Source organism: Actinoplanes sandaracinus, assembly GCF_030009775.1.
GTDB lineage: Bacteria > Actinomycetota > Actinomycetes > Mycobacteriales > Micromonosporaceae > Actinoplanes > Actinoplanes sandaracinus.
The window spans coordinates 23,003-48,374 of the sequence record NZ_JASCTH010000017.1 but is presented as its reverse complement, the minus strand read 5'-3'; the positions used below and the strand labels follow the sequence as shown (position 1 = coordinate 48,374).

At 70.8% G+C, this 25,372-nt stretch carries 25 protein-coding genes and 1 tRNA gene; 22 read left to right on the top strand and 4 right to left on the bottom strand.

The genetic code is table 11. The features are described 5' to 3' along the window. Nucleotides 1-620: 620 nt before the first annotated feature. The 22 genes from QLQ12_RS25080 (at nucleotide 621) to QLQ12_RS24975 (ending at nucleotide 19,127) form a co-directional block, all read left to right on the top strand. Complete coding sequence (locus QLQ12_RS25080) at nucleotides 621-872, top strand: DUF6284 family protein (protein WP_282762896.1); 252 nt, start codon at nucleotides 621-623, stop codon at nucleotides 870-872. A 76-nt stretch (nucleotides 873-948) separates the two neighbouring features. After that, complete coding sequence (locus tag QLQ12_RS25075) at nucleotides 949-1,140, top strand: hypothetical protein (RefSeq protein ID WP_282762895.1); 192 nt, start codon at nucleotides 949-951, stop codon at nucleotides 1,138-1,140. A gap of 1 nt (nucleotide 1,141) precedes the next feature. Further along, the gene (locus tag QLQ12_RS25070) at nucleotides 1,142-2,380 is read left to right on the top strand and encodes a DUF2637 domain-containing protein (RefSeq protein ID WP_282762894.1); all 1,239 of its coding nucleotides are present in this window, start codon (nucleotides 1,142-1,144) and stop codon (nucleotides 2,378-2,380) included. 91 nt (nucleotides 2,381-2,471) lie between these two features. Continuing rightward, nucleotides 2,472-2,627 (top strand): hypothetical protein, encoded by a 156-nt coding sequence (locus QLQ12_RS25065; protein WP_282762893.1) that lies wholly within the window; start codon nucleotides 2,472-2,474, stop codon nucleotides 2,625-2,627. Between the two features lie 13 nt (nucleotides 2,628-2,640). Further along, nucleotides 2,641-3,090, top strand: coding sequence for a DUF3307 domain-containing protein (locus QLQ12_RS25060; RefSeq protein ID WP_282763065.1), 450 nt, complete (start codon nucleotides 2,641-2,643; stop codon nucleotides 3,088-3,090). A 23-nt stretch (nucleotides 3,091-3,113) separates the two neighbouring features. After that, nucleotides 3,114-3,326: a hypothetical protein gene (locus tag QLQ12_RS25055; RefSeq protein ID WP_282762892.1), complete on the top strand. Its 213-nt coding sequence runs from the start codon at nucleotides 3,114-3,116 to the stop codon at nucleotides 3,324-3,326. A gap of 14 nt (nucleotides 3,327-3,340) precedes the next feature. After that, nucleotides 3,341-4,045: a DUF4097 family beta strand repeat-containing protein gene (locus QLQ12_RS25050; RefSeq protein WP_282762891.1), complete on the top strand. Its 705-nt coding sequence runs from the start codon at nucleotides 3,341-3,343 to the stop codon at nucleotides 4,043-4,045. A 5-nt stretch (nucleotides 4,046-4,050) separates the two neighbouring features. Continuing rightward, nucleotides 4,051-5,775 (top strand): type IV secretory system conjugative DNA transfer family protein, encoded by a 1,725-nt coding sequence (locus QLQ12_RS25045; protein ID WP_282762890.1) that lies wholly within the window; start codon nucleotides 4,051-4,053, stop codon nucleotides 5,773-5,775. 37 nt (nucleotides 5,776-5,812) lie between these two features. After that, complete coding sequence (locus QLQ12_RS25040; protein WP_282762888.1) at nucleotides 5,813-6,052, top strand: hypothetical protein; 240 nt, start codon at nucleotides 5,813-5,815, stop codon at nucleotides 6,050-6,052. A 15-nt stretch (nucleotides 6,053-6,067) separates the two neighbouring features. Further along, complete coding sequence (locus QLQ12_RS25035) at nucleotides 6,068-6,625, top strand: hypothetical protein (protein WP_282762887.1); 558 nt, start codon at nucleotides 6,068-6,070, stop codon at nucleotides 6,623-6,625. Between the two features lie 96 nt (nucleotides 6,626-6,721). Further along, a complete protein-coding gene (locus tag QLQ12_RS25030) occupies nucleotides 6,722-7,525 on the top strand; it encodes an NUDIX domain-containing protein (RefSeq protein ID WP_282762886.1) in 804 nt (267 codons plus the stop codon). Beyond that, on the top strand, nucleotides 7,522-9,744 hold the full coding sequence (locus QLQ12_RS25025; protein ID WP_282762885.1) for a cell division protein FtsK: 2,223 nt from the start codon (nucleotides 7,522-7,524) through the stop codon (nucleotides 9,742-9,744). The genes QLQ12_RS25030 and QLQ12_RS25025 overlap by 4 nt, the downstream gene beginning before the upstream one ends. A gap of 142 nt (nucleotides 9,745-9,886) precedes the next feature. Next, entirely contained in the window at nucleotides 9,887-10,135 is a 249-nt protein-coding gene (locus tag QLQ12_RS25020) for a hypothetical protein (protein ID WP_282762884.1), read from the top strand. Next, nucleotides 10,132-10,482, top strand: a complete 351-nt coding sequence (locus tag QLQ12_RS25015) for a hypothetical protein (protein WP_282762883.1) — start codon at nucleotides 10,132-10,134, stop codon at nucleotides 10,480-10,482. The genes QLQ12_RS25020 and QLQ12_RS25015 overlap by 4 nt, the downstream gene beginning before the upstream one ends. Continuing rightward, nucleotides 10,479-10,898 carry a hypothetical protein gene (locus tag QLQ12_RS25010; protein ID WP_282762882.1) on the top strand — a complete coding sequence of 140 codons (420 nt, stop codon included), beginning with the start codon at nucleotides 10,479-10,481 and terminating at the stop codon, nucleotides 10,896-10,898. The genes QLQ12_RS25015 and QLQ12_RS25010 overlap by 4 nt, the downstream gene beginning before the upstream one ends. A 94-nt stretch (nucleotides 10,899-10,992) precedes the next feature. Then, nucleotides 10,993-11,712, top strand: a complete 720-nt coding sequence (locus QLQ12_RS25005) for a MazG-like family protein (RefSeq protein ID WP_282762881.1) — start codon at nucleotides 10,993-10,995, stop codon at nucleotides 11,710-11,712. Further along, entirely contained in the window at nucleotides 11,709-12,596 is an 888-nt protein-coding gene (locus tag QLQ12_RS25000) for a hypothetical protein (protein WP_282762880.1), read from the top strand. The genes QLQ12_RS25005 and QLQ12_RS25000 overlap by 4 nt, the downstream gene beginning before the upstream one ends. Then, the gene (locus tag QLQ12_RS24995; protein WP_282762879.1) at nucleotides 12,596-13,873 is read left to right on the top strand and encodes a DNA cytosine methyltransferase; all 1,278 of its coding nucleotides are present in this window, start codon (nucleotides 12,596-12,598) and stop codon (nucleotides 13,871-13,873) included. The genes QLQ12_RS25000 and QLQ12_RS24995 overlap by 1 nt, the downstream gene beginning before the upstream one ends. 355 nt (nucleotides 13,874-14,228) lie before the next feature. After that, nucleotides 14,229-15,185 carry a bifunctional DNA primase/polymerase gene (locus QLQ12_RS24990; protein ID WP_282762878.1) on the top strand — a complete coding sequence of 319 codons (957 nt, stop codon included), beginning with the start codon at nucleotides 14,229-14,231 and terminating at the stop codon, nucleotides 15,183-15,185. Further along, nucleotides 15,182-16,774 carry a hypothetical protein gene (locus QLQ12_RS24985; protein ID WP_282762877.1) on the top strand — a complete coding sequence of 531 codons (1,593 nt, stop codon included), beginning with the start codon at nucleotides 15,182-15,184 and terminating at the stop codon, nucleotides 16,772-16,774. Before QLQ12_RS24990 ends, QLQ12_RS24985 begins: the two co-directional genes overlap by 4 nt. 456 nt (nucleotides 16,775-17,230) lie before the next feature. Continuing rightward, nucleotides 17,231-17,581: a helix-turn-helix domain-containing protein gene (locus QLQ12_RS24980; RefSeq protein ID WP_282762876.1), complete on the top strand. Its 351-nt coding sequence runs from the start codon at nucleotides 17,231-17,233 to the stop codon at nucleotides 17,579-17,581. Between the two features lie 202 nt (nucleotides 17,582-17,783). Next, a complete protein-coding gene (locus tag QLQ12_RS24975; RefSeq protein WP_282762875.1) occupies nucleotides 17,784-19,127 on the top strand; it encodes a tyrosine-type recombinase/integrase in 1,344 nt (447 codons plus the stop codon). Nucleotides 19,128-19,181: 54 nt separating this feature from the next. Here QLQ12_RS24975 and QLQ12_RS24970 read toward each other — a convergent pair. The 4 genes from QLQ12_RS24970 to QLQ12_RS24955 form a co-directional block, all read right to left on the bottom strand. Then, a tRNA-His gene (locus tag QLQ12_RS24970) sits at nucleotides 19,182-19,257 on the bottom strand. Between the two features lie 76 nt (nucleotides 19,258-19,333). Continuing rightward, nucleotides 19,334-19,924, bottom strand: coding sequence for an oligoribonuclease (orn, locus tag QLQ12_RS24965; protein ID WP_282762874.1), 591 nt, complete (start codon nucleotides 19,922-19,924; stop codon nucleotides 19,334-19,336). 248 nt (nucleotides 19,925-20,172) lie between these two features. Then, complete coding sequence (locus QLQ12_RS24960) at nucleotides 20,173-21,240, bottom strand: winged helix DNA-binding domain-containing protein (RefSeq protein ID WP_282762873.1); 1,068 nt, start codon at nucleotides 21,238-21,240, stop codon at nucleotides 20,173-20,175. 108 nt (nucleotides 21,241-21,348) lie between these two features. After that, nucleotides 21,349-25,302 carry a hypothetical protein gene (locus QLQ12_RS24955; RefSeq protein ID WP_282762872.1) on the bottom strand — a complete coding sequence of 1,318 codons (3,954 nt, stop codon included), beginning with the start codon at nucleotides 25,300-25,302 and terminating at the stop codon, nucleotides 21,349-21,351. Nucleotides 25,303-25,372: the final 70 nt, after the last annotated feature.

Genomic DNA, 25,372 nt, shown 5'->3' with positions numbered 1-25,372 from the left:
CAGTACAAGACGGGCCGCACGATGCGGGCGTTGTTCATTGCTTAATTCCATAGAGGCAGTGTTGACCGAACTGTGTACCGCGAACCGGTCAGGTGCCCCACCCGGCGTTATCGGGCGGTGCCAGCAGTAAAGCGACAGGTCTAAGCCCCGCTCAGCGGCCAGAAAAGCACTGGCTGTCCCGTATCCGTCGGCATCGGCGGTGGACATGCGATGAGGCGACCGGCGAACACCCCGCGACGCACTGCGGGCGGTGGGCGACGGCGTGAGCGCGCGGTGGCGGACAAGTAGACCTAGCTCGACTCGAACGGCCTGCCCGAAGGCTGATTTTGACGCGTTCCAGGTGAGCCGGCCCGCGGTAGTGGGCCGGCTCGCCGGGCGCTCTTCGCACCACGTTCCCTATTTCTCCGATCGAGTGCAAGGAGATCCCTGTCATGGCTTCTCTCGCTTCGCTCGTCCGCGTTACCGCACGTCAGAGTGCCTGCTGGCGCGAGTGTGCGGGCTGTACCGATCTGGCGCCGTTGGCGCCGGACGAGACCCACTGCCAGGACTGCCGCGCCCCGCGCCGCCGGGTGAGTACCCGCCGGCTGCCGCGGGCCGCCTGATCTTCCGGAAAGGTCACCATGGACCCCTTCGAGTTCGTTGAGCCGACGGCCGCCGAGCTGGCGTTGATCGAGGTTGAGCAGCCCTTGATCGATGCCGAACTGGCGTGGTTGGAAGCCGAGGAGGCATGCGGCGCCGCGATCGAGGTCGGGACGTCCGGCCTGCTGGACTGGCAGCGGCTGCGTAACCGGGAGCGTGCGGTGATCCGCGAAACGCTCGGCTACGTGGCGACCCGGTTGCGCCGTTCACCCGTCTCGCTCCGCGCGGCCTGACGCTGCCGCATTTCTCCTCCTCTGTCTGTGTTCCGCGCTCGCACGGCGAGCGCGGGCCTATGGAAGGCGTTGATCCATGCTGAACCCCACCCACCTGCTCCTGATGCTCGACGACGGAGCACGCGCCGCCCGCCAAGCCGGTGAAGACGGCGCCGCGACGGTGCTGACCGCGATGGCCGACTCCCTCGTGGCCTCCCTCAAACACCGGGACGACATCCCCTCATGGCGGCAGGATGACCTCCGCGCGATCCGTGAGCGGGTGAGCTGACATGACCGCCGCGACGACCCGGAGTGCCTATCCGCGCACGGTCGCCGAGCTGATCCCGCATGCTCGTGACCTAGCCCAACAGCTCGGCACCTTGCCGAGCCGCAACCAACTGATGACGACGTTCAAGGTCGGCGGACCGAAAGCGAAAGCGCTGCTCGCAGCGCTCGCCCCCGCCCCGGCCGAGCCGGCCGGGGCCGAGCCCGAGCCGGCCGAGACGTCTCCCGCCGCCGAGCCTGCGGTCCCCGCGCCGCCGCTGCCGGCCATCAACCCCCACGACGAGATGACATGGGTCGGCATCGCCCGAACGCCTGCCGCCCCGATCGAGCACTCAGCACCCGCGCTGGTCACACCCGAACAGCCGGCCACGACGCAGGAGCCGAATCGCCCCCGGCGCCCGGTCCGCCCCGCCGCGGTGATGGCGCTGCTGACATCGACCGCGACGGCGATCACGGGCGGCATCCTCACGAGCAGGTTCGGATCTCTCGCCCTGGAAAGTTGGCCCGCCGCGGTCACTGCTGCGGTGGCGGCACTGGCCGTCCTCGCGGTGCTGGCGTGGTCGGCCGGGTCGGTACTCGGCGCGGTTTTCTCCGGCCGATCGAGCCGTGACGTCTCACTGGACGTCGCCTCATGGGTGGTCGCCGGTGTCGCCGGGTTCCTGGCCGCGTACGGGCAGGTCCGGTTCGCTGAGTGGGCCGGGGTCACCGGCGGCGAGCGGTTCCTGGTTCCGGGCATCCTGGAGCCGGCCGTGGTCGTGCTGCTGCTGCTGGCCAACCGACGAGTCAAACGCCGCCGCGACGGTCATCCCGCGAAGCCGATCGGCAAGCTGCTGGCGCTGGCCGCGGTGCTCGGCGGGTTCGCCGTCTACACCAACGTCGTGCACGCCGGTGGCCGCGCTGGCCTGGTGTTCGGCGCCGCCACCGTGGTCGGCCTGATCCTGTGGTGGGTCAAGCTCCAGGACGACGCCGCCCCGGACATGGTCGACGACGAACCCCGGTCGAAGCGCCTGTCTCGGCGCACGTCGCGGTACCGGCTACTGCGCTGGATCATCCTGTTCGGCCAGACCCGCCGAGCGTGGCTGATCAGCCTGGATCACTCGATCGCGGACGCCGAAGTCGGCCTCGATCTGGCCCGCCGCTGGCGGCGCGCCTACGACGAGGCCCGCGACGCCAAATCGTCCCGCCGCCGTGCTCGTCAGCACGCTGCGCAGCAGATCGACGCCTACCTGCTCGGTCAGAACTAGCTCCGCCCGGCGGCACGGCCCACAACCGCCAAGTCACACGCCGTGCCGCCGGTCTCCCCTCCAGTCACCAGACCTTCAGGAGGTCACCAGTATGTCCGATCGCCAACTGACCGAGCAGCGCGACTTGGTCCGCGCCCGCAACCGTGATGCCCGGTTGTCCACGATGGCCGAGGCGCAGCGGCTCGCCGACCAGCGGCGGGCCACGGCGCAACGCCGTGCGACGCGCGACGACGCCGACGAGATGTAACCGGGGCACGATGATGACTACCGACCCGGCTGTCTTCGCCGCCGTTTTCGTTGCTCTGTTCGTTGCGCACCAGGTCGCTGACCACTGGGTTCAGACCGACCACCAGGCCGCCCACAAGGGCCGCCCCGGCTGGGCGGGCCGACGGGCGTGCGCCGCGCACGTCTTCAGCTACACGGTCACCGCGTTCGCCGCCGCGACCGCCGTTCACTTCGCTCTCGGGCTTGAGATCGACGGGTGGCGCCTGTTCGCCGGGCTCACGGTCAGCGCGGTCACGCACTACATCGCCGACCGGCGCACCCCGCTCAAGCGGCTCGCCGAACTGATCGGTATCAGCCGGTTCTACGCCCTCGGGGCGCCGCGGCCCGGCCGTGACGACAACCCCTCGATCGGCACCGGCGCGTACGCGCTTGACCAGTCATTCCACCACGCGTGGCTGGCCGTTGCCGCGCTGATCATCGCGTGAACCTCATGGAGAGGACCCGATCGGTGACGACGTCCCGACGCTTCGACGGCAGCCCGGAAACCCCCATCGATAAGCGGTTTTTCGACCTGCGCGAGTCCGGCTACACCGGCCCGTTCGACTGGGACACCGGACTGCCGTGCACCGACCCCGATGCCTTGTCCACCCTCGCCGCGCTAGACCGGGCGACCGCGCGGCAGATGGCTGCTCGTGACGCCGATCCGGCCGACGAGTTCTGAGAAGGGACCCCCTCATGACCACGGTCGAACACACCTCCCAGCAGACCGGGCCGATCACGCTGCACATCGACACGCAGGCCGCCGACGTTCAGGTCGTCGCCGACCCGCGGGTGACCGGCACCTGGATCGAGTTGTCCACCCCCGATGAGAACGGCCCGGCCGTCACGGCGATCCAAAACGCGAGCTTCCGCGACCACGGCGGCGACGTCTACCTGTCGGTCAAGGAAGCCACCGGCGGCGGCACGATCCGCAATGTCCAGTTCGGCAACGGCAACGTCAGGGTCAACGGCAATTTCAGCGGCGGTGTGACCGTGGTCAACGGCGTCGTCATCACCAACGGTCAGATGTCCAGTGGCATCACCGTCCGGGCGATCACCGAACCCGGGTCGGCGGTGGACGTCAAGACGATGTCCGGCGACGTGCTCGCCAAGAACGTCAAATCTCTGCGTGCTCAGACGCAGTCGGGTGACGTAACCGCGATCGACGTGGTCACCGTGACCGCCAGCACGATGTCCGGTGACATCACCGCCGAGGGCGTTACCGCCCGGTCGTCGCTGAAATCGATGTCCGGCGACATCGACGTGTCCGGCTCACCGGCCGCGAGCGTCAAGGCGTCGACCATGTCCGGTGACGTCACCGGCAGCGGCGTCGACCTGCACGGTTCGAGCATGTCGGGCCGGGTCCGTCAGCGCCGGGCGACCGCCGCGGACGAGTGGTGAGCCGGATGAAGCTCACCGGCAAGAACCTGGCCCGCGCCGTCGGCGCCGGCCTGCTGCTCACCGCCGCCGGCTGGATGCTGGCCGGCTACCCCGGGCATCGGCTGCACGGTGTCGCGCTGAGCCTGCTGGGTCTCGCCGCGGCTGGGGTGCCGGTGTGGCTGCGGCTCGGCCGGCCCGGTTCCACGGCGCTGATCGGCCGTTGGGACCGGCATGGCCGCCGTAACGCGGGCACCGCCTCCCTGCTGGACATCTGGCGTACCTCCTCGCCGTGGGCGATGCGCCGCAAGGCCGCCGTGATCCGCCCCTCCCTCGCATCGCTTTCCTGGTGGCGCCGCCTGCGGGTGCCGCTGAAGACCTTCGCCGTGCCGCTCGCCAAAGCCGGCCAGCAGACGGTGTGGACCTCCGGTGAGGAATCCACCCTGCGCATCGGCATCCCCGGCACCGGCAAGACCGCCGAACTCGCCAACCGGGTGATCGACGCACCCGGCGGAGTGGTGATCACCAGCACCGCGACCGACCTGTACGACCTGACCGCACCGCTACGGCGGCGCCGCGGGCCGGTGCAGATGTTCAACCCGGGCGGGCTCGGTGGCCTGGCCTCAACGCTGCGCTGGTCACCGCTGTCCGGATGCGCCGACCCGGCGACCGCCGCCCGCCGGGCCGCCGACCTGATCGGCCCGCTCGATCAGCAGGGCGCCGAGGGCGCCCGCTGGGCGGCACAGGCCCGCCGGGTGCTGGCGGTATGGCTGCACGCCGCCGCCCTCGGCGAGTACCGGATGGCCGACGTCCAAGCCTGGATGGCCGACCCGGACACCGCCCGCGAGGCCATCCTGACCGCGCTCAAGACGTCCCCCCGGGCGACGGAGATGCGGCAGGCCGCTGCGCAGTCGATCGACATGAGCTCGCGCACCCGGGACGGGGTCATGCTGGCGATGGCCCCGGCCTTGGCCTGGCTCACGCTGCCATCAGCCGCGGAGGTCGGCGACCCGGATCCGGACGCCGCGGGCTTCACCGTCGACGAGCTGACCGACCGGTGCGGGGCGCTGTACCTGCTCGGCGACGACGACGGCACCGTCGGCCCCCTGGTGGCCGCCCTGGTAGCAGAGATCGCTCACCAGGCCCGCCGCACCGCCGCCGCCCGCCCCGGTGGCCGGCTCGATCCCGGTCTGACCCTGGCCCTGGACGAGGTCGCGCTGGTCTGCCCGACCCCGCTGGACAAGTGGATGGCCGAGCTACGGAAACGCTCGATCGTCATCCACGCCGCATGCCAGGGACTCGGCCAGTTGCGCGCCCGATGGGGTGCCGACGGCGCCTCGATGATTCTCAACTCCGCCGCCGCGGTGCTGGTGTACGGCGGCTGTAAGGACGCCGCCGATCTGCGGGCGTTCGCCGACCTGGCCGGCGACCGCGACGAGGTCACCGAAACCCGCGACGCCGCCGGGAAGGTCACCTCCACCAGTACCCGGCCGGTGCCGGTGATCGCCCCGGCGATGCTGGCCGGCCTGCCCGCCTTCCACGCCATGCTGATCCGCCGCGGGATGCGCGTCGTGCTCGTGCGCACGCCGATCGTCTGGAAACGCCGCGATGTGCGCCGCGCCCTCAAGCAGGCCGCCGCCGCGTCGCGTCCGGCGAAGACGGCCCGGCCGAAGCCGGCACCGCAGGCCCGGCCGAAGCCGGCACCGCAGGCCCGGCCGGACACCGCCGCACGCCCGGTCCGTGCCGCCGCCTGATCACTCCTCAACCTCCATCGCGAAGGAGAACAGCCACGTGACCGCCTACGACAACCTCACCCCGGAGCAGCGCCGCCTCTACGACCAAGCGCAGCAGACGGCGTTCGCGACCGGCGACTACAGCACCGAAGCACTGCAGGACCTGCCCGGGAGCAGCCACGACAAGGCACGGGTGACCGAAGCCCTCGGCGGTGCTACCCCGACGCTCGCCCAGACATCCATGGCCGCCGTCAAGCGCCTCACCGACCGCGTCCGCGCTAACGACGACGAGTTCTGAGGAGACCCGAACCGCATGAGAGAGCACACCGACACGTACGAGGCTCTGGCCCGGCGCTGTGAGGCCGGAGCCCGCGACCTGGAGTATGAGGCCGACAACGCCGCCGAGGTGCTGGCCGGCCGTGCGGGCGGCGACCGGCTCGACCCGCAACAGTGGGCAGCCGGGCAGCGCAACGCCGCGCAAGCCGCCCGCGAGTACGCCGCAGAGCTGCGCGCCGAGGCCGGCGACCAGCCGACGGCCCGGCTCAACCCGGCCCAGTTCGCGCAGGCCGAGCGGGTGGCGTTGGCCGCCGAGCTGGGCGGCATTCTCATCGACGGCCGACCGTCAGCCGAGCGGATCGCCCAGTCGTCCGACTACACCGGCCACAACATCGACCGGGAACTGTGGCTGGCCGGCACGCACCCGGCGCAGCAGAAGGCCGCCGAGATCGAGGCCACCGGCAAGTTCACCCACGTCGCCGAGACCATCGACGGCGTGAAGCAGGTGCCGTTCTGGCGCCTCGGCGGACCGGTTAACGAGTCCACCAGCACCCGGGACACCGCCCGCGCCGACCGCGACGGCGACGAGTTCTAGATCCGCCCGGCGGCACGGCACGGTTTCTGAGGCCACGAGGCCGTGCCGCCGGTCCCTCACCCCTGTACCGCATTCAGCACCGGGAGAGAGACCCTGATGTTCGCAGACCCCACCCCGCCGCCGGGACGCTTCCCCCGGCCGTGGGACACCCCCGCACCCGGCTACCTGCCGGCCGACATCACCCCACCCGAACTGACCGGCGCCGGGCTCGCCGCCAGCGTCGCCGACGGCTGGGCCGAGCCGGGCGAGACCCCGTTCGACGTGACCGACTGGCCCGAGAGGCAGACCGCGGCGCTGGTGCCGTTCCCGCTCACCGCCGGCATGTTGCCGCTCAACCCGGCCGGTCGCACCGGCCGGGTTGGCCGCGCCCTCGGCCACTGGGGCGAGAACGCCGCCGCCGACGCGATCGTCATCGCCGACACCGGCACCGAGCGGTGGCTGCTGATGATCCGCCGCTCCGACTGCGGCCTGTGGGCGCTGCCCGGCGGCAAGGCCGACCCGGGCGAACGCCCCCGGCAGACCGCCGTACGCGAACTGGCCGAGGAAACCGGCCTGGATCTGGAAGGCCACGTCAGCACCGAGATCTGGCGCGGCGTCGTCGACGGCGACCCGCGCAACAGCGACTGGGCATGGATGGCCACGACCGCGCACCTGTTCCGGGTCCGAGTCAACCAGCTTCCCGAGGTGGCCGGCTGGGACGACGCGACCGAAGCGAAGTGGTGGCCGTGCGACGGCAAAGGCATGCTGCACCTGGTCGACCGGCTCGGCCGTGCCCGGGTGCTGTTCACCGCACACCTGCCGTTGCTGTGGACCGCGCACCGGCACCTGGCCGACGGATCGCCGCTGGCTGCCCCCGTCGTAGGCCCAGGCACGACCGGCGGAACGGAGGACCGCCCATGAGCACGACTCCGAACGACGACTTCGATTGGAACGCCGCCGAGTCGGAGTTGGCCGGCGCGGAAATCGTGGACCTGGAAGCCGTCCGTGCCCGCCGCACCGGCGAGGCGGACCCGGGCACGGTCCGCACCGAGACCGACGATGATGAGGACGACTCCGGTGCTGGTCCGGTGCTGGTGGACAGCGTCGCCGCTCAGCGCCGGCCGCGGTTCTCCCTCACGGCGTTCCGCGACGCCGAGCGGGTACCGATCATCCCGTCGTGGTTGAAGTCTCGTGCCGAGTTCGGCAAGAACGCGGCGTGGGCGGTCGGGTTCGGCGCGCATGCGCTCGCGTCGCATCTGCTCTGGTCGCCGGTGTACGCGGGCAAACTCATCTGGCGGGCGCCACGCGGGTTCGGCCGGATCTGTAAGGGCTACAACCGGTGGCTGTGGGACCTGGAAGGGGAGCCGGTACGTCAGTCGGTCGTGCGGGCCGCGATCGACAAGCCGGACGAGGCCAAGATGTACGACCGGCTGACCAACAAGCGCGACCGGCGGGTCCGGTGGCGCGGCATGGTCACCCTGTTCCTCCTGGCCCTGCTCGTACTGAACGTCGGCGCGTTGATCCTTGCGCCGCCCGCAGTCCGATACACGGTCCTGGGCGTGCTGATCGTGGTTCTCGGTTTTGTCGGGACTCCGGCGGACAGGCCACTGTTGCGAACCACGGTGGTACGCCACGATGCTCCGCCACTGAACTCGGCCGAAGTGTTCGCCGCCCTCGCCTCGTTGGGCATCCCCGGCATCAACGCCGCCATCCGCCGCGGTGACAACGGCAGTAAGTGGTTCCCGGACCCGATCAGCCGGGCAAACGGTGTCGGCTGGCAGGCCGAAGTCGAACTGCCGCGCGGCGTGGTCGCGTCGGCGGTGGTGGAAAAGCGCGAGGAACTGGCCGCCGCGTTGACCCGTCCGCTCGGGTGCGTGTGGCCTGAGGTCCGCACCGAGATACACCCCGGCCGGCTGTCGCTGTTCGTCGCCGACAAGGACATGTCACAGGCGAAGCAGAAACCGTTCCCGCTGCTCAAGGCCGGAACGGTGAACCTGTTCAAGCCGGTGCCGTTCGGCACCGACCCGCGCGGCACGCTCGTCACGATCACGCTCATGTTCGCGTCGATAATCATCGGCGCGTTGCCGCGGTTCGGGAAGACGTTCGCGCTGCGGTTGGCGTTGCTGCTGGTCGCGCTCGACCCGCGCTCCTGGGTGCTGGCGTTCGACCTCAAGGGCACCGGTGACCTGTCGCCGCTAGAGCCGATCTGTCACGCCTACCGCGCTGGTGACGACGAGGAGGACATCGAGTACCTGGTCACCGCATTGCGTGAGATCCACGCCGAGATGCGGCGGCGCACGAAGGTGATTAGGGACCTGCCGCGGGACTTGTGCCCGGAGAACAAGGTCACCGACGAGTTGGCGTCCAACCGCAAACTCGGCCTGCAGCCGATCGGCATCGGGATCGACGAGTGTCAGCGCGGGTTCGAGCACCCGAAGTACGGTGCGGAGATCGAGGAGATCTGCGAGGACCTGACCCGCCGCGGCCCGGCCCTCGGGATCATGCTGAAACTGGCCACGCAGCGACCGGACGCCAAGAGCCTGCCCACCGGCATCTCCGCGAACGCGGTGCTGCGGTTCTGTCTGAAGGTCATGGGCCAGACCGAGAACGACATGGTCCTCGGTACCTCGATGTACAAGAACGGCATCCGGGCGACCATGTTCGCCCGCCGGGACAAGGGCATCGGCTACCTTGCCGGCGAGGGCGATGAGCCGGTCATCGTCAAGACGTTCGAGATCGACGGCCCGGCCGCCGAGGTGATCGTGGTCCGTGCCCGTGCGGCACGGGAGCGGTACGGCAACATCACCGGCCACGCCGCAGGCGTTGTGCTCGACACCACCGCAATCCGCCGGGACACGATCCTCGAAGACGTCGCCGCGGTCATGGCCGAAGCAGAGCCGAAACTGTGGTCCACCGTGATCGTCAAACGGCTCGCCGCGCTGCGGCCGGACGTCTACGCCGGGTTCACCGCCGATCAGCTTCGTGAAGCGCTCAAGGTCCACGGCCTGTCCACGAAGCAGTGCTGGGGTGAGGACACCGACACCGGAGAGTCCGGCAACCGCAAGGGCTTCCACCGTGCTGACATCCTCACCGCCATCACCAAGCGTGACCGCGGCAACGGGTCCGGCAAGAGCAAATAGCCCAAGATTTGCCGCTAGGTCTAGCGGCTACCCCCGCTAGACCTAGCGGCACCGCTAGCGCCATAACGAACCCCTGATCAGCGCCCTAGCCCCTAGCGGCGTCACCCCTTTGCGCCCTGAAAACGGCTCAGGAGGCACCACCGTGACCACCTTCGCCCTGCTAGCTAGCCTCGCCATCCTCGGTTACGCAGCGTTCTACCTGCTCTGGTGTGCACAGTTCCCGTTCAGTCGTTGCCGACGCCGCCGCTGCGAGAACGGCCGGGTCTACTCCCGCCTGTCGCGCAAGGCGTTCCGCGACTGTCCGCGGTGCGAGGGCACCGGCAAACGCGTCCGCCTCGGCCGCCGCGTCTACGAGTACTTCCGCGGCGAACACAAGGCAGGCAACCAATGACCATCCGCACCATGGCCCGCATCCAGCGGGCACCGACCGATCACACCGACTGGTGCACCCGCGACCACACCTGCGGCCTCGCCGAGCACCGCGGCCGGCCGATCACCATCGCCCCGGACACCGGTGGCCGGGCCGTCGTCACCCGCGTTCGTGCCGGTGACCGCGACTACGCCGAGATCACCATGCGGGTGCCGCTACACCGCTCCGACCGCATCGCCGCCGCCCGGCTCACCGTCCTACTGCGACACATCCACGCCCTGTTCGCCGCCGTCGCCGCCGTCCGGCCCGGCACTCTGACCGGCCGCGGCGGCCAGCGCGCCATCGACACCCCGAGGAGGGTCGCATGAACCTGCGTGCACTCGCCGTCAAGCTCCACCCCACCGCGGCGACCGTCAGCCGGCACCAGGAGGCCATCCGCCTGATCGAAGACCGGATGGGCCACTACACCGACCGGCGAGACGTCGCCGCGTGCGCTGACCTGATCATCGACCACTACGACCGGATCGCCGACATCCTCGACAGATCCCCGACCGCCCGTCTGCTCACCGCCACGGACGCCGAAACCGCCCGCACGCTCGCCGACGCTTACCACGCCGAAACCTGGTACTGCGAGGACTGGGCGCAAGCCGAGGAGCGCAAGGCCCGGCTGCGTGCGGACTGGGCGGCATCGGCACGCGACATGGAACCGGACGAATGGATCTCCGGCGACCCCGCGCGGTGGACCCCCGCCCGGCTCGACGACGAGCGCAAGGACGCGCCGTGAACCCGATCCGCCTGCTCCGGGCGCCCGCTACCGGCCACGCCGAAGCCCTTACCGCCATCACCCGCCGTCCTGCCCTCGACTGGAGGCCTACCGCATGACCACGCACACGATCACCGACGCCGCCCGCCGTATCGCCGCCCAGCTCGACGCCCGCGGCAACAGCGACCTGACCGGCCTGCCCGAAACGCTGTGCCGCGCCCTGAAGGTTCAGGAAGAGGCCGGCGAGATGGCCCAGGCCGTCATCGGCGTGCTCGGCCAGAACCCGCGCAAAGGGGTTACCCACACCTGGGACGACGTCGTGCACGAGGCCATCGACACAGTCATGGCCGCGCTGGTGTTCGCCGAAACCGTCCAGCCCGGCATGCTCGAACTCACCCTCGACGGCCGCCTCGACTACCTTCGCCAGCGAGCCGCAGCATCCGGCGCCCCGGACACCGAGGCACCCGCAGACATCGCCACGCCGGGGTGCAATGCTCTCGGCCAGCGCCGGGCCGCCACGCTGCGGTGGCTACTCAACGCCCACACCGAACACGGTCTGCCGCTGCCCGAGAGCATCCACGCCTATGACCACGGCTCACTGTGCCTCGTGCTGGAGGAGGACCGGCCGGACACGGTCCGCGCGTGGGCCGCCCTGCTCGGCGTGACCGTCACTGAGCGCGAGGCACAACACGGCGGTAACCAGTGGCGGCATGTCTCCGCAACCACCGAGTACGGCACCGACCCGATCGGTGTGGGCTGGAAGTACGTCGACATCTACACCCTCTGCGACCGGCGGCCGATCACCGCTCCGGCGCCCCTGGCGGTGGCCGCATGACCGACCCCGTGCGTACCTATCAGGGCTGGTGGGAGGTTCCGGCGGGGATGCTCACCGCGACCGCCCTGCGGGATCTGGAGTTTCCCCGGCATCCCACCGACCGGCCACACGCCTGGGTCAAGGGCGAGAACTGGCGCGGCAAGAAGGACACCTTCGCCCTCTACCGGGCCGAGGACTGCCCGCCGACCGCGGCCAGCGCCGCCCACCTCGACGCCGCCGCCGCCCGCTCCGGCCGGCCGCGATCGTGCGCCGACTGCCCCGCTATCTGCCAGCGGTCGCTGCCGGCCGATGTCGGTGGCCGGCCGCTGTGTCCGGCCTGCCGCAACGTGGTCCTACTCCGCCAGGCACAAGAGAAGGCCCGCCAGGCACAGGCCGCGGCGGCGGCCGAGGTTGCCGAGGTCCTCGCCTGGCCCGGCGCCGTCGTCGTGCAGGTCGATCAGAGCGTGCCGCCGCCGACCCCGGCCGGCACCCGCCGCAAACCGATCGCCGCCCGGATCCGCGCCTGTGACGTGGCCACCGGAACACGGCTGACCGACGTGCTCGTGTCGCTGGCCGGCACCCGATCCCGCCTGCGGGACCCCGCCGCCCGCGAGTCCGACGACGTTGCCCCGGTCGTTCACGGGGCACTACTCGGCCGGCCCCTGCTGTGCTGGTCCGGCAGTGACACCGCGGCACTTCGGGCCGCGGTTCCGCACCCCGACTGGCCGACGGCCGGCCGGTACGGGTCCCACCCACGGGCCTGGCTCGCCGAGAGCACCTCACGGTGGTGGCGAGCCCAACTCGACGACCGCCGCCAGTACGTGCCATCCCTGCCGCCCGGCACACCGGCTCGGCTGTTGCTGCACCTGCGGCGCATCGCCGCGACCGCCGAGGAGGTGGCGTGATGACCGCACCGCTGCGGGCGGGGTCGTTGTGCTCCGGGTACGGCGGGCTGGAGTTGGGCGCCGCGTTGGCGCTCGGCCCGATCGAGCCGGTGTGGCACGGCGAGTTCGACCCGGCGCCGTCGGCCGTGCTCGCGGCCCGCTGGCCCGGGGTGCCGAACCTGGGCGACATCGCCGCCGTCACCGCCGGCGGCGGGTGGGCTGGGCTCGGCCCGATCGATCTGCTGTTGGCCGGTTACCCGTGTCAGCCGTTCAGCTACGCCGGCCCTAGGGGAGGACTCGATGACCCACGTAACCGCTGGCCCGACGTCTGGGCAGCCATTCGCGCACTTCGACCCCGACTCGTCATCCTGGAGAACGTCCGCGGGCATCTGGGCCTCGGCTTCGACGTCGTCACCGCTTCGCTGGCCGCCATCGGGTACGTGGGACGCTGGCGCTGCGTACGCGCTTCCGACGCCGGAGCGGCCCACCAACGCGAACGGCTCTTCGTCGTCGCGTGGCCGCAAGAGGAAGCCGCTCCAAGGCTGCGAGGAACCGACCCTGCTGGATCTGTGACCGGCCTGCCGCTGCTGCCCACCCCGAAGGCCAGCGACGCCCGGCGCAACGGCTCACCGGGCGAGCAGGCCCGCAAGTCGCCCGGCCTGACAGCTGTCGAGCACCTGCTCCCGACACCGGTCTCCACGCTCGGCCGGGACTCTGGGTTCCCGTCCCCGGCGACCGCCGCCGCCCGGCTCAACGACCCTGACCGCACGTTCGGCCTGGACGACGCGATCGCGCTGCTGCCCACGCCGAAAGCGACCGACACCAATACCGAGGGCCGCCGGGCAGGGGAGGGCTTCCGGCCGCCGCTGTCACAGGTCGTGTTCGGCCAGTTGGACCGACTGTTGCCCACACCCCGGGCGACCGACGGTGCCAAGGGCGGGCCGAACCAGCGCGGCAGCGCCGGGGATCTCGCGTTGCCGGCCGCCGTGCAGCCCGACCGGTGGGGCGCGTACGCGCCCGCCATCGCCCGGTGGGAACAGGTGATCGGCCGGGCCGCACCGGAACCGACCATCGCCGGGCGCAACCGCCGGCAGCTCTCGCCGCTGTTCGTCGAGTGGCTGATGGGCCTGCCCGCCGGGTGGGTCACCGACGTGCTCGACAAACGCACCGAGGCGCTACGGGTCCTCGGCAACGGTGTCGTCCCGCAAGCCGCCGTGCTCGCGGTGCGGCGGCTGCTGGCCGAACCGGTCGCCCCGGCACACGTGCAACCCGACCTCGCCGCGCTGCTGGCCGCCTGATGGACCGGCCCGCCGTGCTGCGGTGTGCGGCCGGGTGCGGGATCCCGCTGCACCCGGCCGCCGCCGTAGGCGGGCACACCACCCATCCCGGCTGCGACCCCGCCACCCGGCCACCTGCCGGGCGACGCGAGTTCCGGTGGGCGTGCCTTGCCTGCTGCGCCAACGGGCCGGCCGACTCCGGTCAGCACGCCGGACACCTGGCGTGGGTGCACGACGTGTTCGCCTGCCCCGCCGCCTCGGCGATCAGCGCCGAGGAACGCGCCCTGCGGATCGCCCGGCGCCGTGACCTTTCCGACCGCTACCCCGGCCAGGTACCGCCCTGGCCGCCCACCCGACCTGATCAAGGAGGGTCCCCATGTTCGACCCCGGCGCCTTGCGCGCCGCCGCGCTCGGCCACGGCGCCCGCGGCTGGCACGTCTTCCCGCTCCGCCCCGACGACCGTCCGCACGACCCCGACCATTCGAAGCGTCCGGCATTCCCCGACCACGGCGAGGACCGATGCCCCCGCATCGACCCGCGCTGCCGGGACGGGCACGCCGGGTGGGAAACCCGCGCCACCTGCGACCCGACGAGGATCGGCCGGGCGTGGCAGCGCACGCCGTACAACATCGGCATCGCCTGCGGACCATCCGGCCTTGTGGTGATCGACCTCGACGTCCGCAAACCCGACGCAGAACCTCCGCCCGGACATGAGCACTACCGGCACGGCTTGGAGGTCTTCACCGACTTGTGCCGTCGACACGGGCAACCGGTTCCCGACGACACGTACACGGTGGCGACCGGCAGGGGTGGCCGGCACCTGCTCTTTGAGCACCCGCCAGGGCCGCCGCTGCGCAACACTCAGGGCGACCGGGGCGGGCTGGGCTGGCTGATCGACACCCGCGCCCACGGCGGCTACATCGTCGCCCCCGGCTCGACCGCCGGCGGCCGGCCGTACCGAGTGCTGCACGACCGGCCGCGCCCGGTCCTGCCTGAGTGGCTCGCTGATCTGCTCCGGCCGGCCGAACCGGTCTCACCGCGCAAGGTACTGGGCGATTTCTCCGCATTTAAGCGGGGTGCGTACGTGCGGGGAGCGGTCCGCCGGACCCTCGACCACCTCGCTGCCGCCCGAACCGGGGAACGCAATAAAGCGCTTCTGGGGGGTGCGGTGTCTCTCGGCCAGTTCGTTGCCGGAGGCGCCCTGACTGAGGCCGAAGTGTTCGAGGCGCTGACCCCGACGGCCCAGGCGATCGGGCTGACCGAGCGGGAGACCGCCCGCACCATCCGCTCCGGGCTGCGCTACGGAGCCACCAACCCGAGGAGGGTGGCATGACCAGCAACGCCGCGCCGAAGCGGGTGGAGGTCGGGTCCGGGCCGGAGACGATCCGGAAGCTGCGGGCCGCGCTGATCGACGGCGTGGTGCCGAACATGTACGTCGCCGGCGGGGACCTGGTCCACACCGAGCAGGTGTCCGGCGACATCGCCGAGGTGGCCGCCGACGAGGACGCCCTGTTGCCGATCGCGGCGTCCCCATTGGCGCCACCGGTGCTGGCGTCGTTGTTGGCCGAACAGGCGTACGTGTTCCGCACCAAGTACCGCAAGACCGAGACCGGGCAACTGGAGGCCTACGAGGAGGAGTGCACCCCACCGCAACCCGCGATGACTGCCGCTTTGGCCCGCAAGACCTGGCCCGGGGTTCCGCCGTTGCGCGGGATCATCGGGGCGCCGGTACTGCGACGCGACGGCACCCTGTTGCAGCAGCCCGGCTATGACCCGGCGACCGGGCTGTATCTGGCGTCGAGGGTGGCGTTGCCGCCCGTGCCGGAGCAGCCCACCGCGGAGCAGGTGGCTGAGGCCCGGGACTTCCTGCTCGGCCGGTTCCTGCGCGACTTCCCGTGGTCCACCCCTGCGGACCGGGCCAACTACATCGCGTTGCTGGCGACACCGATCCTGCGGCACTTCACCCGGTCGTTGACGCCGTTCGCCCTGATCGACGCGACCATGCCTGCGTCCGGTAAGACGATCCTGACCGCCGGGCCGGGCATGCTCTACGGGCAGAAAGTCCTGCCGTGGCCGGTGGACTCCGAGGAGGAGATCCGCAAGCAGATCACCGCAGTGCTCACCGAACAGGTCGGGGTGGTGATCTGGGACAACCTGCCCGAGGGCACCGTCATCGACTCGGCGATCCTGGCGCTGTTGGTCACCGGTGGGGTGTGGTCCGATCGGCCGCTCGGCACCAGCCGTAGCGCGTCCACGGTCAACGACCGGTTGTGGATGGCCACCGGCAACAATCTGCAGGTCGGCGGGGACATGGCCTCCCGAACCGTGCGGGTGCACCTCGATCCGAACATGCCCCGGCCAGAGGAACGGGATCAGTCGAAGTTCGGCATCCCGAACCTGGATCAGTGGATCACCGAGCGGGCCAACCAGATGATCGTCATGCGGCACCTGCTGATCCTGGTCCTCGACTGGACCCGGGCCAAGGCGCCGCGGGCTACCGGAGTCGCCATGCGGCAGTTCACCCCGTGGGCGCAAGCCCTCGGCGGGCTCCTCGCCCATCACGGCATCGACGGGTTCCTCACCAACATGGCCGCCGTCCGCGGCATCGACGAAGACGAAAGCCGGTGGGGGGCATTCCTGGCGTGCTGGCACGACCGGCACGGCTCGAAATGGATGACCGCCGCCGAACTGCGGGCCGATGGCGAACACGACGGTTTCGGCGCCGATCCGTGGGATGGCCAGTTCATCACCACCCACACCGGGCGCCCGCCCAACCCGTTCCAGCTCGGCAAGCTACTCACCGGACAGGCCGGCCGCTGGCGCGGTGACCACGTCCTGCGAGCAGGCAAGCACGAGCGAGGCAACCGCAACGTCTTCCGCGTCGAGAGCCTGGCCGACCAGTCGACAACCGAAATCGGCTGAAACATCTCGGCATCTCGGCAAGGCAGTCCGGAAACTAGCGCTGACCAGCACTAACACTTTGCCGAGATGCTTCAAGCCCCATCTCGGCAATCTCGGCATCTCGGCAACCACCAGTGCCGAGTTGCCGAGATGACTACCAGAACCCAAACCATCTCGGCAGACATTTCCCCAGGCCAACGGCGACTTTGCCGAGATGCCGAGATGCCGAGATGTTTCAGCCTCTCTCACCGCAACCACCCGCGGGCCAGAACCCGGCCCGCTGAGAACGCCTGAGCCAGTCCGCCTCATGGCCTAACCCTCAGGCATCCGAGATCTTGGCTCCACTGCGCTCTCAGCGAGCCAGTAGGCGGGCCGTTGCCGCAATGCACCTGCCGCCGTCCCTTCAACAACCCTCATGCGTGGAACGGGCGCTGACGGGCCGTTCCACGCGGCCCGTGCCCGATTCAAGGAGGACGCATGACTCCGCCGCCCCGAGACACGACGGCCGGACTTGTCCCTGAGATCTTCACGATCGACGAAGCTGCCGTCATTCTTCGGGTCAAGAAGAGTTGGCTGGAGAAAAAGGCTGCCGCCCGCCGAATTCCATTTTCAATGCTGGGCGGAAGCTACCACTTCTCCCCGGCTCACCTGTGGCAGATATTCAACGAATTCGAACAGAAATCGGAGTCTTCCACCCCGTCGGCCCCGCAGCCCATTCTCGCGGTTCGACGCAAAAGGCGGGATCATATCGAGACCGCTGACCCGCGAGTCGTTCCACTCCGTCCGCGGCCTCCCCGTAATCGGCTGCAAAACCAGATCGCCGCCTAGACCGGACAACTACAGAGGGGAATCTGCGTCCATGGCACATGCAGAAAAACGAGGTAATTCGTATCGAGCCCGCTGGCAAGGGCCAGGCGGAAGCCGAGAATCTCAGTCAGGATTCCAGACAGAAAAGGACGCCCTGAAGTACGCGCAGGACCAAGAGGCAGCGATCCGCGCACACCGGTACGTTGATCCTCGCGGCGCCCGGATGACCCTAACGGAATGGGTCAACATCTGGTTTCCGGCGCTCGACCTCGAACCGAGCACGCTGGATAGTTACCGCTATCTGATCGAGGTGTGCATCCTTCCCCACCTCGGCGACCACACCCTGTCATCCCTGTCCAATGAGGGAATCGCCAGGTGGGAAAAGCGTCTGATCGCGTCCGGGTTTTCCAAGAAGACCGCATCAAACGCTCGCGGCGCCCTCTCCTCAGCTCTCGCCGACGCGACCCCTCGGTATATTCCGCTGAATCCGGCAGCCAAGACCAAGGGGAAAGGACGGAAGGGGGGTAGCCGAATCGAGCGCATCGAGAAGGAGTCCAAGGTGTGGGCCTCCCCCTTGGAAGTGCTGCTCATTGCGGAACGGGCCGCGATTATTTCTGGGTTGGATGCCACCTTCATTGCCGACATCACCATCGCCTACACCGGTTGCCGATGGAGCGAACTACTCGGACTGCCGCCGAACCTCATTTATCCCGACGCCATCGACCTGCATTGGAAGCTCTACGAACTCAACGGCCGGTTCTACCGGGGCCGCCCGAAAGACGGTTCCATGCGCACGGTGGCGACGCCGCCTTTCCTCAACAGGCTACTGACGCACCACCTGAGATCAGAGGTCCCACTGCAATGCACCTGCTCCGCCAGGTTCGAAGACACCGATGGCATTCCGTGGTGCACCGGCGGTAAGTACGCGTTCCTCACCGCAAACCCGGGTAAGCGCTCGGAGGAGGAGAAGAAGAAAGACAAGGTTGTGCGGGGAAGCCATTATCGGCGCTCGAATTTCAGCGAGCGGATTTTCCGGCCTGCCGCCGACGGCTGGTATCCGCAGCGTCTGCCCCGACGCCCGCGGATGCCGGTCCTGGTCGACCACCGGTACCCGTGGCCCGGCAAACCGCTGCCAGCATGGCCGGCGGCACAGGCAGATCAGCCGTACACGCCGCCGCAAGGACAGGGCCGACCCCGGATCAACGACGATCTGCGGCTCGCGTCCTGGCTGCCGATCCGGCCCGGCCTGACTCCCCACGGTCAGCGGCACGGCTATCACACCTGGCTGGACGAGGACGGCATTCCCTACGTCGCGCAGTCACAGCAGATCGGACATGAGGTGCCGGGCATGCGCGGGATCTACAGCCACGTCACGGAGCGGATGCTGGACGAGATCCGCGAAGCGCTTCAACGCCGCTGGCTCGCGTCGCTGGAGGCTCGTGCGTCGCTGTCGCCGACCTCTGCGGTACCGGTGCTGAACGCGGCTCTGCTGGCGCTTCCCGGCCCTCGTCAACAGCGTCCGCTGGGGGGCTTCACCCCCAGTTCGCCCCCAAATTCGGACATCTAACAGACAGAGGGCCTGACCGCTTTCGCGATCAGGCCCTCTGACCTGCATTTTCGTTGGGGTGATCGACGGGACTTGAACCCGCGACCCCCGGGACCACAACCCGGTGCTCTACCAGCTGAGCTACGACCACCATGACCGCTCGGGCAGAACCCCGCGGTGCTCAGCAATCATAGCCGCATGCCCCGGGATGCCGTCGAGCGGGTTACCTACAGCCCGGCGGCGACGGCTTTCGCGGCCTCGACGTCCGGACCGGGCTGCGGCACGAAGATCGTGCGGCGGTAGTACTCCAGCTCGCGGATGCTCTCGCGGATGTCGGCGAGGGCCCGGTGCGACAGGCCCTTGGCGGGCTGGCCGAAGTACACCCGGGGGTACCACCGGCGGCACAGCTCCTTGATCGAGGACACGTCGATCATCCGGTAGTGCAGGTGGGCGTCGAGCGCCGGCATGTCCCGGGCCAGGAAGCCGCGATCGGTGGCGATCGAGTTGCCGCAGAGCGGCGCGGTGCGCGGGTTGGGCACGAACTGCCTCACATAGGCCAGGACCGCCTCCTCCGCCTCGGCCATGGTGATCGCCGACCGGCGGACCTCCTCGGTCAGCCCGGACTTGGCGTGCATGTCACGCACCACCGGCGGCATCGCGTCGAGCGCCGCGTCGTCGGCATGGATCACCAGGTCGACGCCCTCACCCAGCACGTTCAGCTCGGGGTCGGTGACCAACGCCGCAACCTCGATGAGCTTGTCCTTGCCGAGGTCGAGCCCGGTCATCTCACAGTCGATCCACACCAGAAGATCCGCCACGCCGAACAGCCTACGCCCGGCCGTGCGCCGCCGTTCGGCACGTACGGTGGCCACACCCGCACAACGAGCCGTTTGTCCGGTTTATATCCCGGACTTCCCACTTGGCCGGTTGCCGGGTAAAGTGTTACTTAACGGACGAAGCCCCCCTTCGGTTACTCCGTTCCCCCGGTAAAGGGCCCTCCGTGTCGGCAGCACGGAGGGCCCTTTCATGCCCCTCGTGACCTCGGGCTTTCCCGCCGGGCCCCGCGTCAGACCCACTCGACCTCGGGCTTCCCGTCCGGGGCCACGAAGTCCAGCAGCCGGGCCGCCTCCTCCTCCACCGCCGACCGGTCCGCCGGGGCCAGCGGCCGGAACGGGGTGATGCTCACCGTCGCGCCCTTCCTCGACCAGGTCGCCGCCACGAACCCGTCCACCAGCACCGTCGGGCGCACGATCGACCAGCCGGGCATCACCAGCGGCCGGTCACCGGAATGGATGATCCGAGTCCGGTCGGAATGCCCCAGGACGGCGTTGTCGAACTCCGGCAGGAACACCACCGGCGCCGGTGAGTCCGCGTCCTCGATCGGGGCGTCCGGCAGGTCGTACAGATCAACGCCCGCCTCGTCCCGGAAGACCCGCAGCCGCGGCCGAAGCTCCTTCATCAGCGCCGCCAGGCGCGTCATGCCCGACCAGACCTGAAGGTCCTTGACCGACGCCGGCCCGAACGCCGCCAGATAGCGCCACACCAGCGTCTCCGCGCTCGCGGCGGCCAGAGGCCGCCCCAGCCAGTTCTCCGCGAGAACACACCCCACCCGGCCACGATGCCCCCACGTTCCGGACGGCGGCGGGTGCAGGAGAGCGAATCGCATGTGTACGACCAGAGTCAGCTCACCGCGATCCACCTCCGGAAACCGCGCCGCCAGCCGCCGGGCGATCTCCGGCCGGGTCAGCACCCCGTCCGCCAGGATCTCCCGCGCCGCCTCGGCGAACGCCACCGGATCACAGCCGTTCAGCCGCCCGCCACGGCCGGCGAACCGGTCCAGGGCGGGCTGAAGCGTCGGACGCAACCAGCGGTAGTCCTGCCCCGTGCACAGATGCTGGGTGCCGCGAAGCAGTGCGCTCCGCACCACCGTCCGGTCGTGCAGCAGGCCGGTCAGGTCGTCCAGCCGGAAATCCGAGGACCTGGCCCACAGCCCGAGATAGGGCGAGTCGGGCTCCTGCCCTTGCATCGCCACGAGGTGCTCGACGATGTCGGCGGCACGCCGGGGTGTCCGCTCGGCCAGGAGTTGGCGCCGCAGGAAGGTCCGGTTCAGCACACGCGTGGAGAGGACTGTCATACCGTCGACGCTAGATGGATTTGCGGCCACTTCCTGACCGCAAAGCGGAGCGGGCCCCCTTCCCGGGAGGCCCGCTCTCATCGACTCGCCGTTCTCGGCGCCGCTGGGTCAGTTCTTCGGGCGGTCGGGGCCCGCGCCCCGCGGATCACTCTTCGCACGGCCGCCATCGGTGCTCTGCGGCCCGTTCCCCGCACGTCCCGCGTCGGTCCCGCCCTGCGGCTCGCTTGTCGGGCGGTTCCGGCCGCCCACCGTCCGGCGCCGGCGGCGCTCGCCGTCACCGGCAGCGGTGGCGGCCAGCAACTCTGCGGCCTCCTCGCGGTAGCTGAGCGGCCGGTTCCCGGCGGTTTCCGGTTCCGGTCCAGCCGGGCCGGCCTCCGCCGCCGGCTTCGGGTTCGCGGCACTCCGGCCCTTTCGCGGTACGGCCGGAGCCGTCTCCCCGCCCGGCTCCCCCACTGTCCGCGCGGCCATCGACTCCGCGGCCTTGATCCAGGCGGCCGGGGCACGCCGTGCCGCCGGAGCCGGCCGAACCGGCGCGGCCTTGCCACCGGTGCGGCTCTGCGCCCGGGCCAGCGGGTGATCATTGCCGGCCTTCACTCCGGTCGCCTTCCGTGCTCGTCCGTTCCCATCGCCCTTGGTCTCGGCCTCGGTCTCCCGCGAAGCCGTGCCGGGCGCGGCGGCCGGCGACGCCGACTCGGCCGCCCGCGACCCCGGCCTCGGCTCCGGCTTCGGCTTCGGCTCGGCCGTCCGCAACGCTGACTCGGGCCCGGCGACCCGCGACGATTTCTCCGGCTCGACGGCCTGCGACGCCGACTCCGGACCGGCGGCCTGCGATTCCGCTGCGGGAAGAGCCGGCTCGCCGGCCGGCGGTGCGACGTGGGCCGGCTCGCCCTGGTCGCCTGGCGCGGGGGCCGCGCTGCCCTGCGTGGGGACCGGAGCCGGTTTGTTCGGCAGCACCTGCAAGCCCTGCGCTTCCACCGTGTGCATCGACCGACGAGACCGGCCCGAAGCCGGGGCGACACCGGACTGATCCGGAGTCGAGGCCGCGACTGCCCCGGGCTGGCCCGAGGCGGCGTTCGGGGTGACCTCAGGCTGGTCCAGAACGGGAATCGCCGCCTCCACGGCATGGATCGAGGCGCGCGACCCGCGGCTTTCGTCGGTTACGGCGGCCATGTCGCCATCGGCCGCCGTCACCGGTGCGCGGCCGCTCTCATCGTCCGCGGACCCGACTGAACGGGAAGGGAAGGGAACGATGGGCTGCTTCTCCGGCGAGGTTCCCTTCGGGGCTTGTGCTTCCTTCCCAGCGGACCGCCCACCCGCATCCCCGGCCGTGGCCGGAGAAGCCGGGCTGTCGACGGACGTTGCGGTCTTCTGCGAGGCCCGGTCGTCCTTGTCCGCCGGCTTCTCCGCCTCCGCCGCCTTCTCCCGAACCGGGACCGCGTTGTCGGCCGGTTCGCCGACCGGCGGCCACTCGGGCGGCGAAACGACAGCGGCCGAGCCACCTGTGCCGGTGACACCAGAGCCGTCTTGGCGGTGAGAGCCGCCCGCACCACCCGCGGCACGCTGCCTCAGCGGCGCCGGTGTGGCCGTCGGCTCGTCGGTGACGGCCGGCGCGGTGACGGCCCCCGGAGCGGGGGTCGCGATCCGGTTGCCCGCGGTCGGCGGTTTCGGGGAGGGACGGCCGCCTGCCCGGTTCGCAACCTCGGCCGGTGCCGCCGGTACGGCCTGTCCGGTCGATCCAGCCTGTGCCGGCGCTGCGGCCGGCGCGGTCTGCCCGGTTGGCGCGGGCTGGCGCGGTGCGTGGCTGAGGCCGACGCGGGTCGTTGCCGTCGCTGCCCAGTCGGTCACCGCGGGGCCGGTGTGCACGACGACTCGCGTCACGACGGGCTCCGCCACGGCCGGCTCGCCGGCCGCGGGTTCGGCCTGGGCCGGGTGCGGCCGGGCGTCGGTGGCGGGAGGCTTCGGGGCGTTCGCGCGTACCACGTCAGGGTTTGCCGGGGGTTGAGGCCGATCGGCCGTGACCTTTGCGGTGACCTTGCCCGGTTCGGGGATCTCCTCGCCCTGGGCGGACGACGAGTTCGCGGCGGCGGGCTTCGACGACCGCACCTTCGCCGGAGTCGCGGCCGCGACTCCGGCCCGGCCGGACACCGACGTGCCCGCGGACGCCTCGCTGACCGTGGAGGCCTCGCGCTCCGGGGAGCGGCTGGACACCGTCGTGGCGGCGGACGCCTCGTCGGGCGTGATGGGCTCGCGTTTCGCGGGCTGGGCGGTGGTGGTCACGTCGGAGGGGTTCGTCTCCGGCTGGGCATCGGCCGGGTTTTCACCGGTGTCGCGGCGCGGAGCGGCGATCGGGATGCGGCTCGTTCCCGGCATGTTGCGGCTTCCGGCCTGGGTGGGCGCGAACTTGCCGGCGTTGCGGCGGGCGGCCTCGGCGAGGCGGGCCGCGGCACGGGCCTCGGTCTGGCGGGCCCGTTCGGGTGCGGTCGCGGCCACCCAGGCGCCCACCGCGGTGGCCTGGAACTCCGGCAGGTCGGTGACCGCGGGCGCATGACGGCGCTCACCTCGACGGGCGGGAACCTGGCCCGGCGGGAGGCCGGCGAGAGCGGGGGTCTCGCCGAGCAGGCTCAGCGGGCGGCCCGGTGCCGGGGTGTGCGCTCCGGCGGGACCGCCCGCGGTGGCGAGCGTTCCCGGCGACGGCATTCCGGCGGTGGAGGTTCCCGCGGGCGCGGTCACCGAAGTCTGCGGCGCGGACATCTGCGACACCGACGTCTGCGCCGCGGACGACTGCGGCACGGACAGATCTGCCGCTGACACCTGTGCCGCTGACGCCTGTGCCGCTGACATCTGTGCCGCCGGCGTCGATGGTGCGGACGTCTGCGCTGTTCCCGTGCCGAGTCGTGTCAGGCCGCCGGGCGTGGTGCCGGGTGCGCCTGCCGGCGTACCCCCGGAGGTCTCCCCGCCCGGGATCGCGGCGCCGACGAGCGGACCGGTCGCCGGGGAGCCCGGAATCCCGCGGTCCCCGGCCGAGCCCGTCGACGGGAAACCGGGGATCACGCCGACCGGCGAACCGGTCGCCGGGGAGCCCGGGACAGCGCCGACGGGTGAGCCCGTCGCCAGGTAGGCGGGGTTCGCGTCGGCGGGCAGGGTCCCGGTGAGCGTGGCGGTGGAGAGGGAGGTGGCGGGTTCGGCGCCGGCCGGGAGTTCAGCGGCGCCCGCGTGCGGGGTCGGCGGCCAGGCGAACTGGGGCAGCGCCGGCGGGCGGGCCGGGCGGGAGTCGGCGAGCGTGCGCGGCCGGTGTGCGCCGCCCGGGCGCCCGCCCGCGAAGTAGGCGACGCCGCCGGGCAGGGGCAGAGGGGCGCCGATGGCGTGCATGAGCTCCGGGACCTGGCTGGGCTCGACCACATAGACGACTTCGCGGCGACGGCCCGGCCAGACCAGGATGATCACGCCGGCCATCGCCAGCAGGGTGCCGAGGGTGAGCAGGCCCCAGGTGCCGGTGTTGAGCCAGCCGGGACGGACCTCGGCGACGGCGGCGAGCCGGACCACCGGCGCGCCGCCGGGGTTCATCAAGACCAGGCTGTACGGGCGGTCGCCGAGTTCGCCGGGGTGGAGGCTGAGCTGCCCGGATCCGCTCGTCGTCCAGAAACTCTGCTGGGTGGGCGGGCCGGCGGGGGCTTGACGGCCCGCGGAGTTCGAGGTGGTGACCGGCAGTGCCCCGGTGCCGATGTCGACGGCGTCGACCCGGCTGTACGGGACACCGGCGAGGTAGCGGGCGACCTCGTCGGACGGGGCGAGGCCGACGAAGGCCCGGCCGTCGACGGTGATCGCGGAGAGCCGCAGTTCAGTGCCGTCGACGCGGGCGAACGGCGCGTCGTCGCGCAGCAGCCGGTCGACGTCGGGGATGACTACGGCGTACCCGGGCACGGTGAGTCGTTGCAGTTCGCCGCTGAACGCGCCGCCAGGATCGCGGTGCTGCATGACAGCCCACAGTCCGCCGCCGGCCAGCAGCGTGGGTAGTCCGGTGGTCAATGCCAGCATGCCGAGGATCGTGCGGAACACCCGCATCTGTCTCTCCCCCTTCCCGGGCCGTACTGCGGTGACCATACAGATGCAAATAACCCCAAAGTGTTCAAAT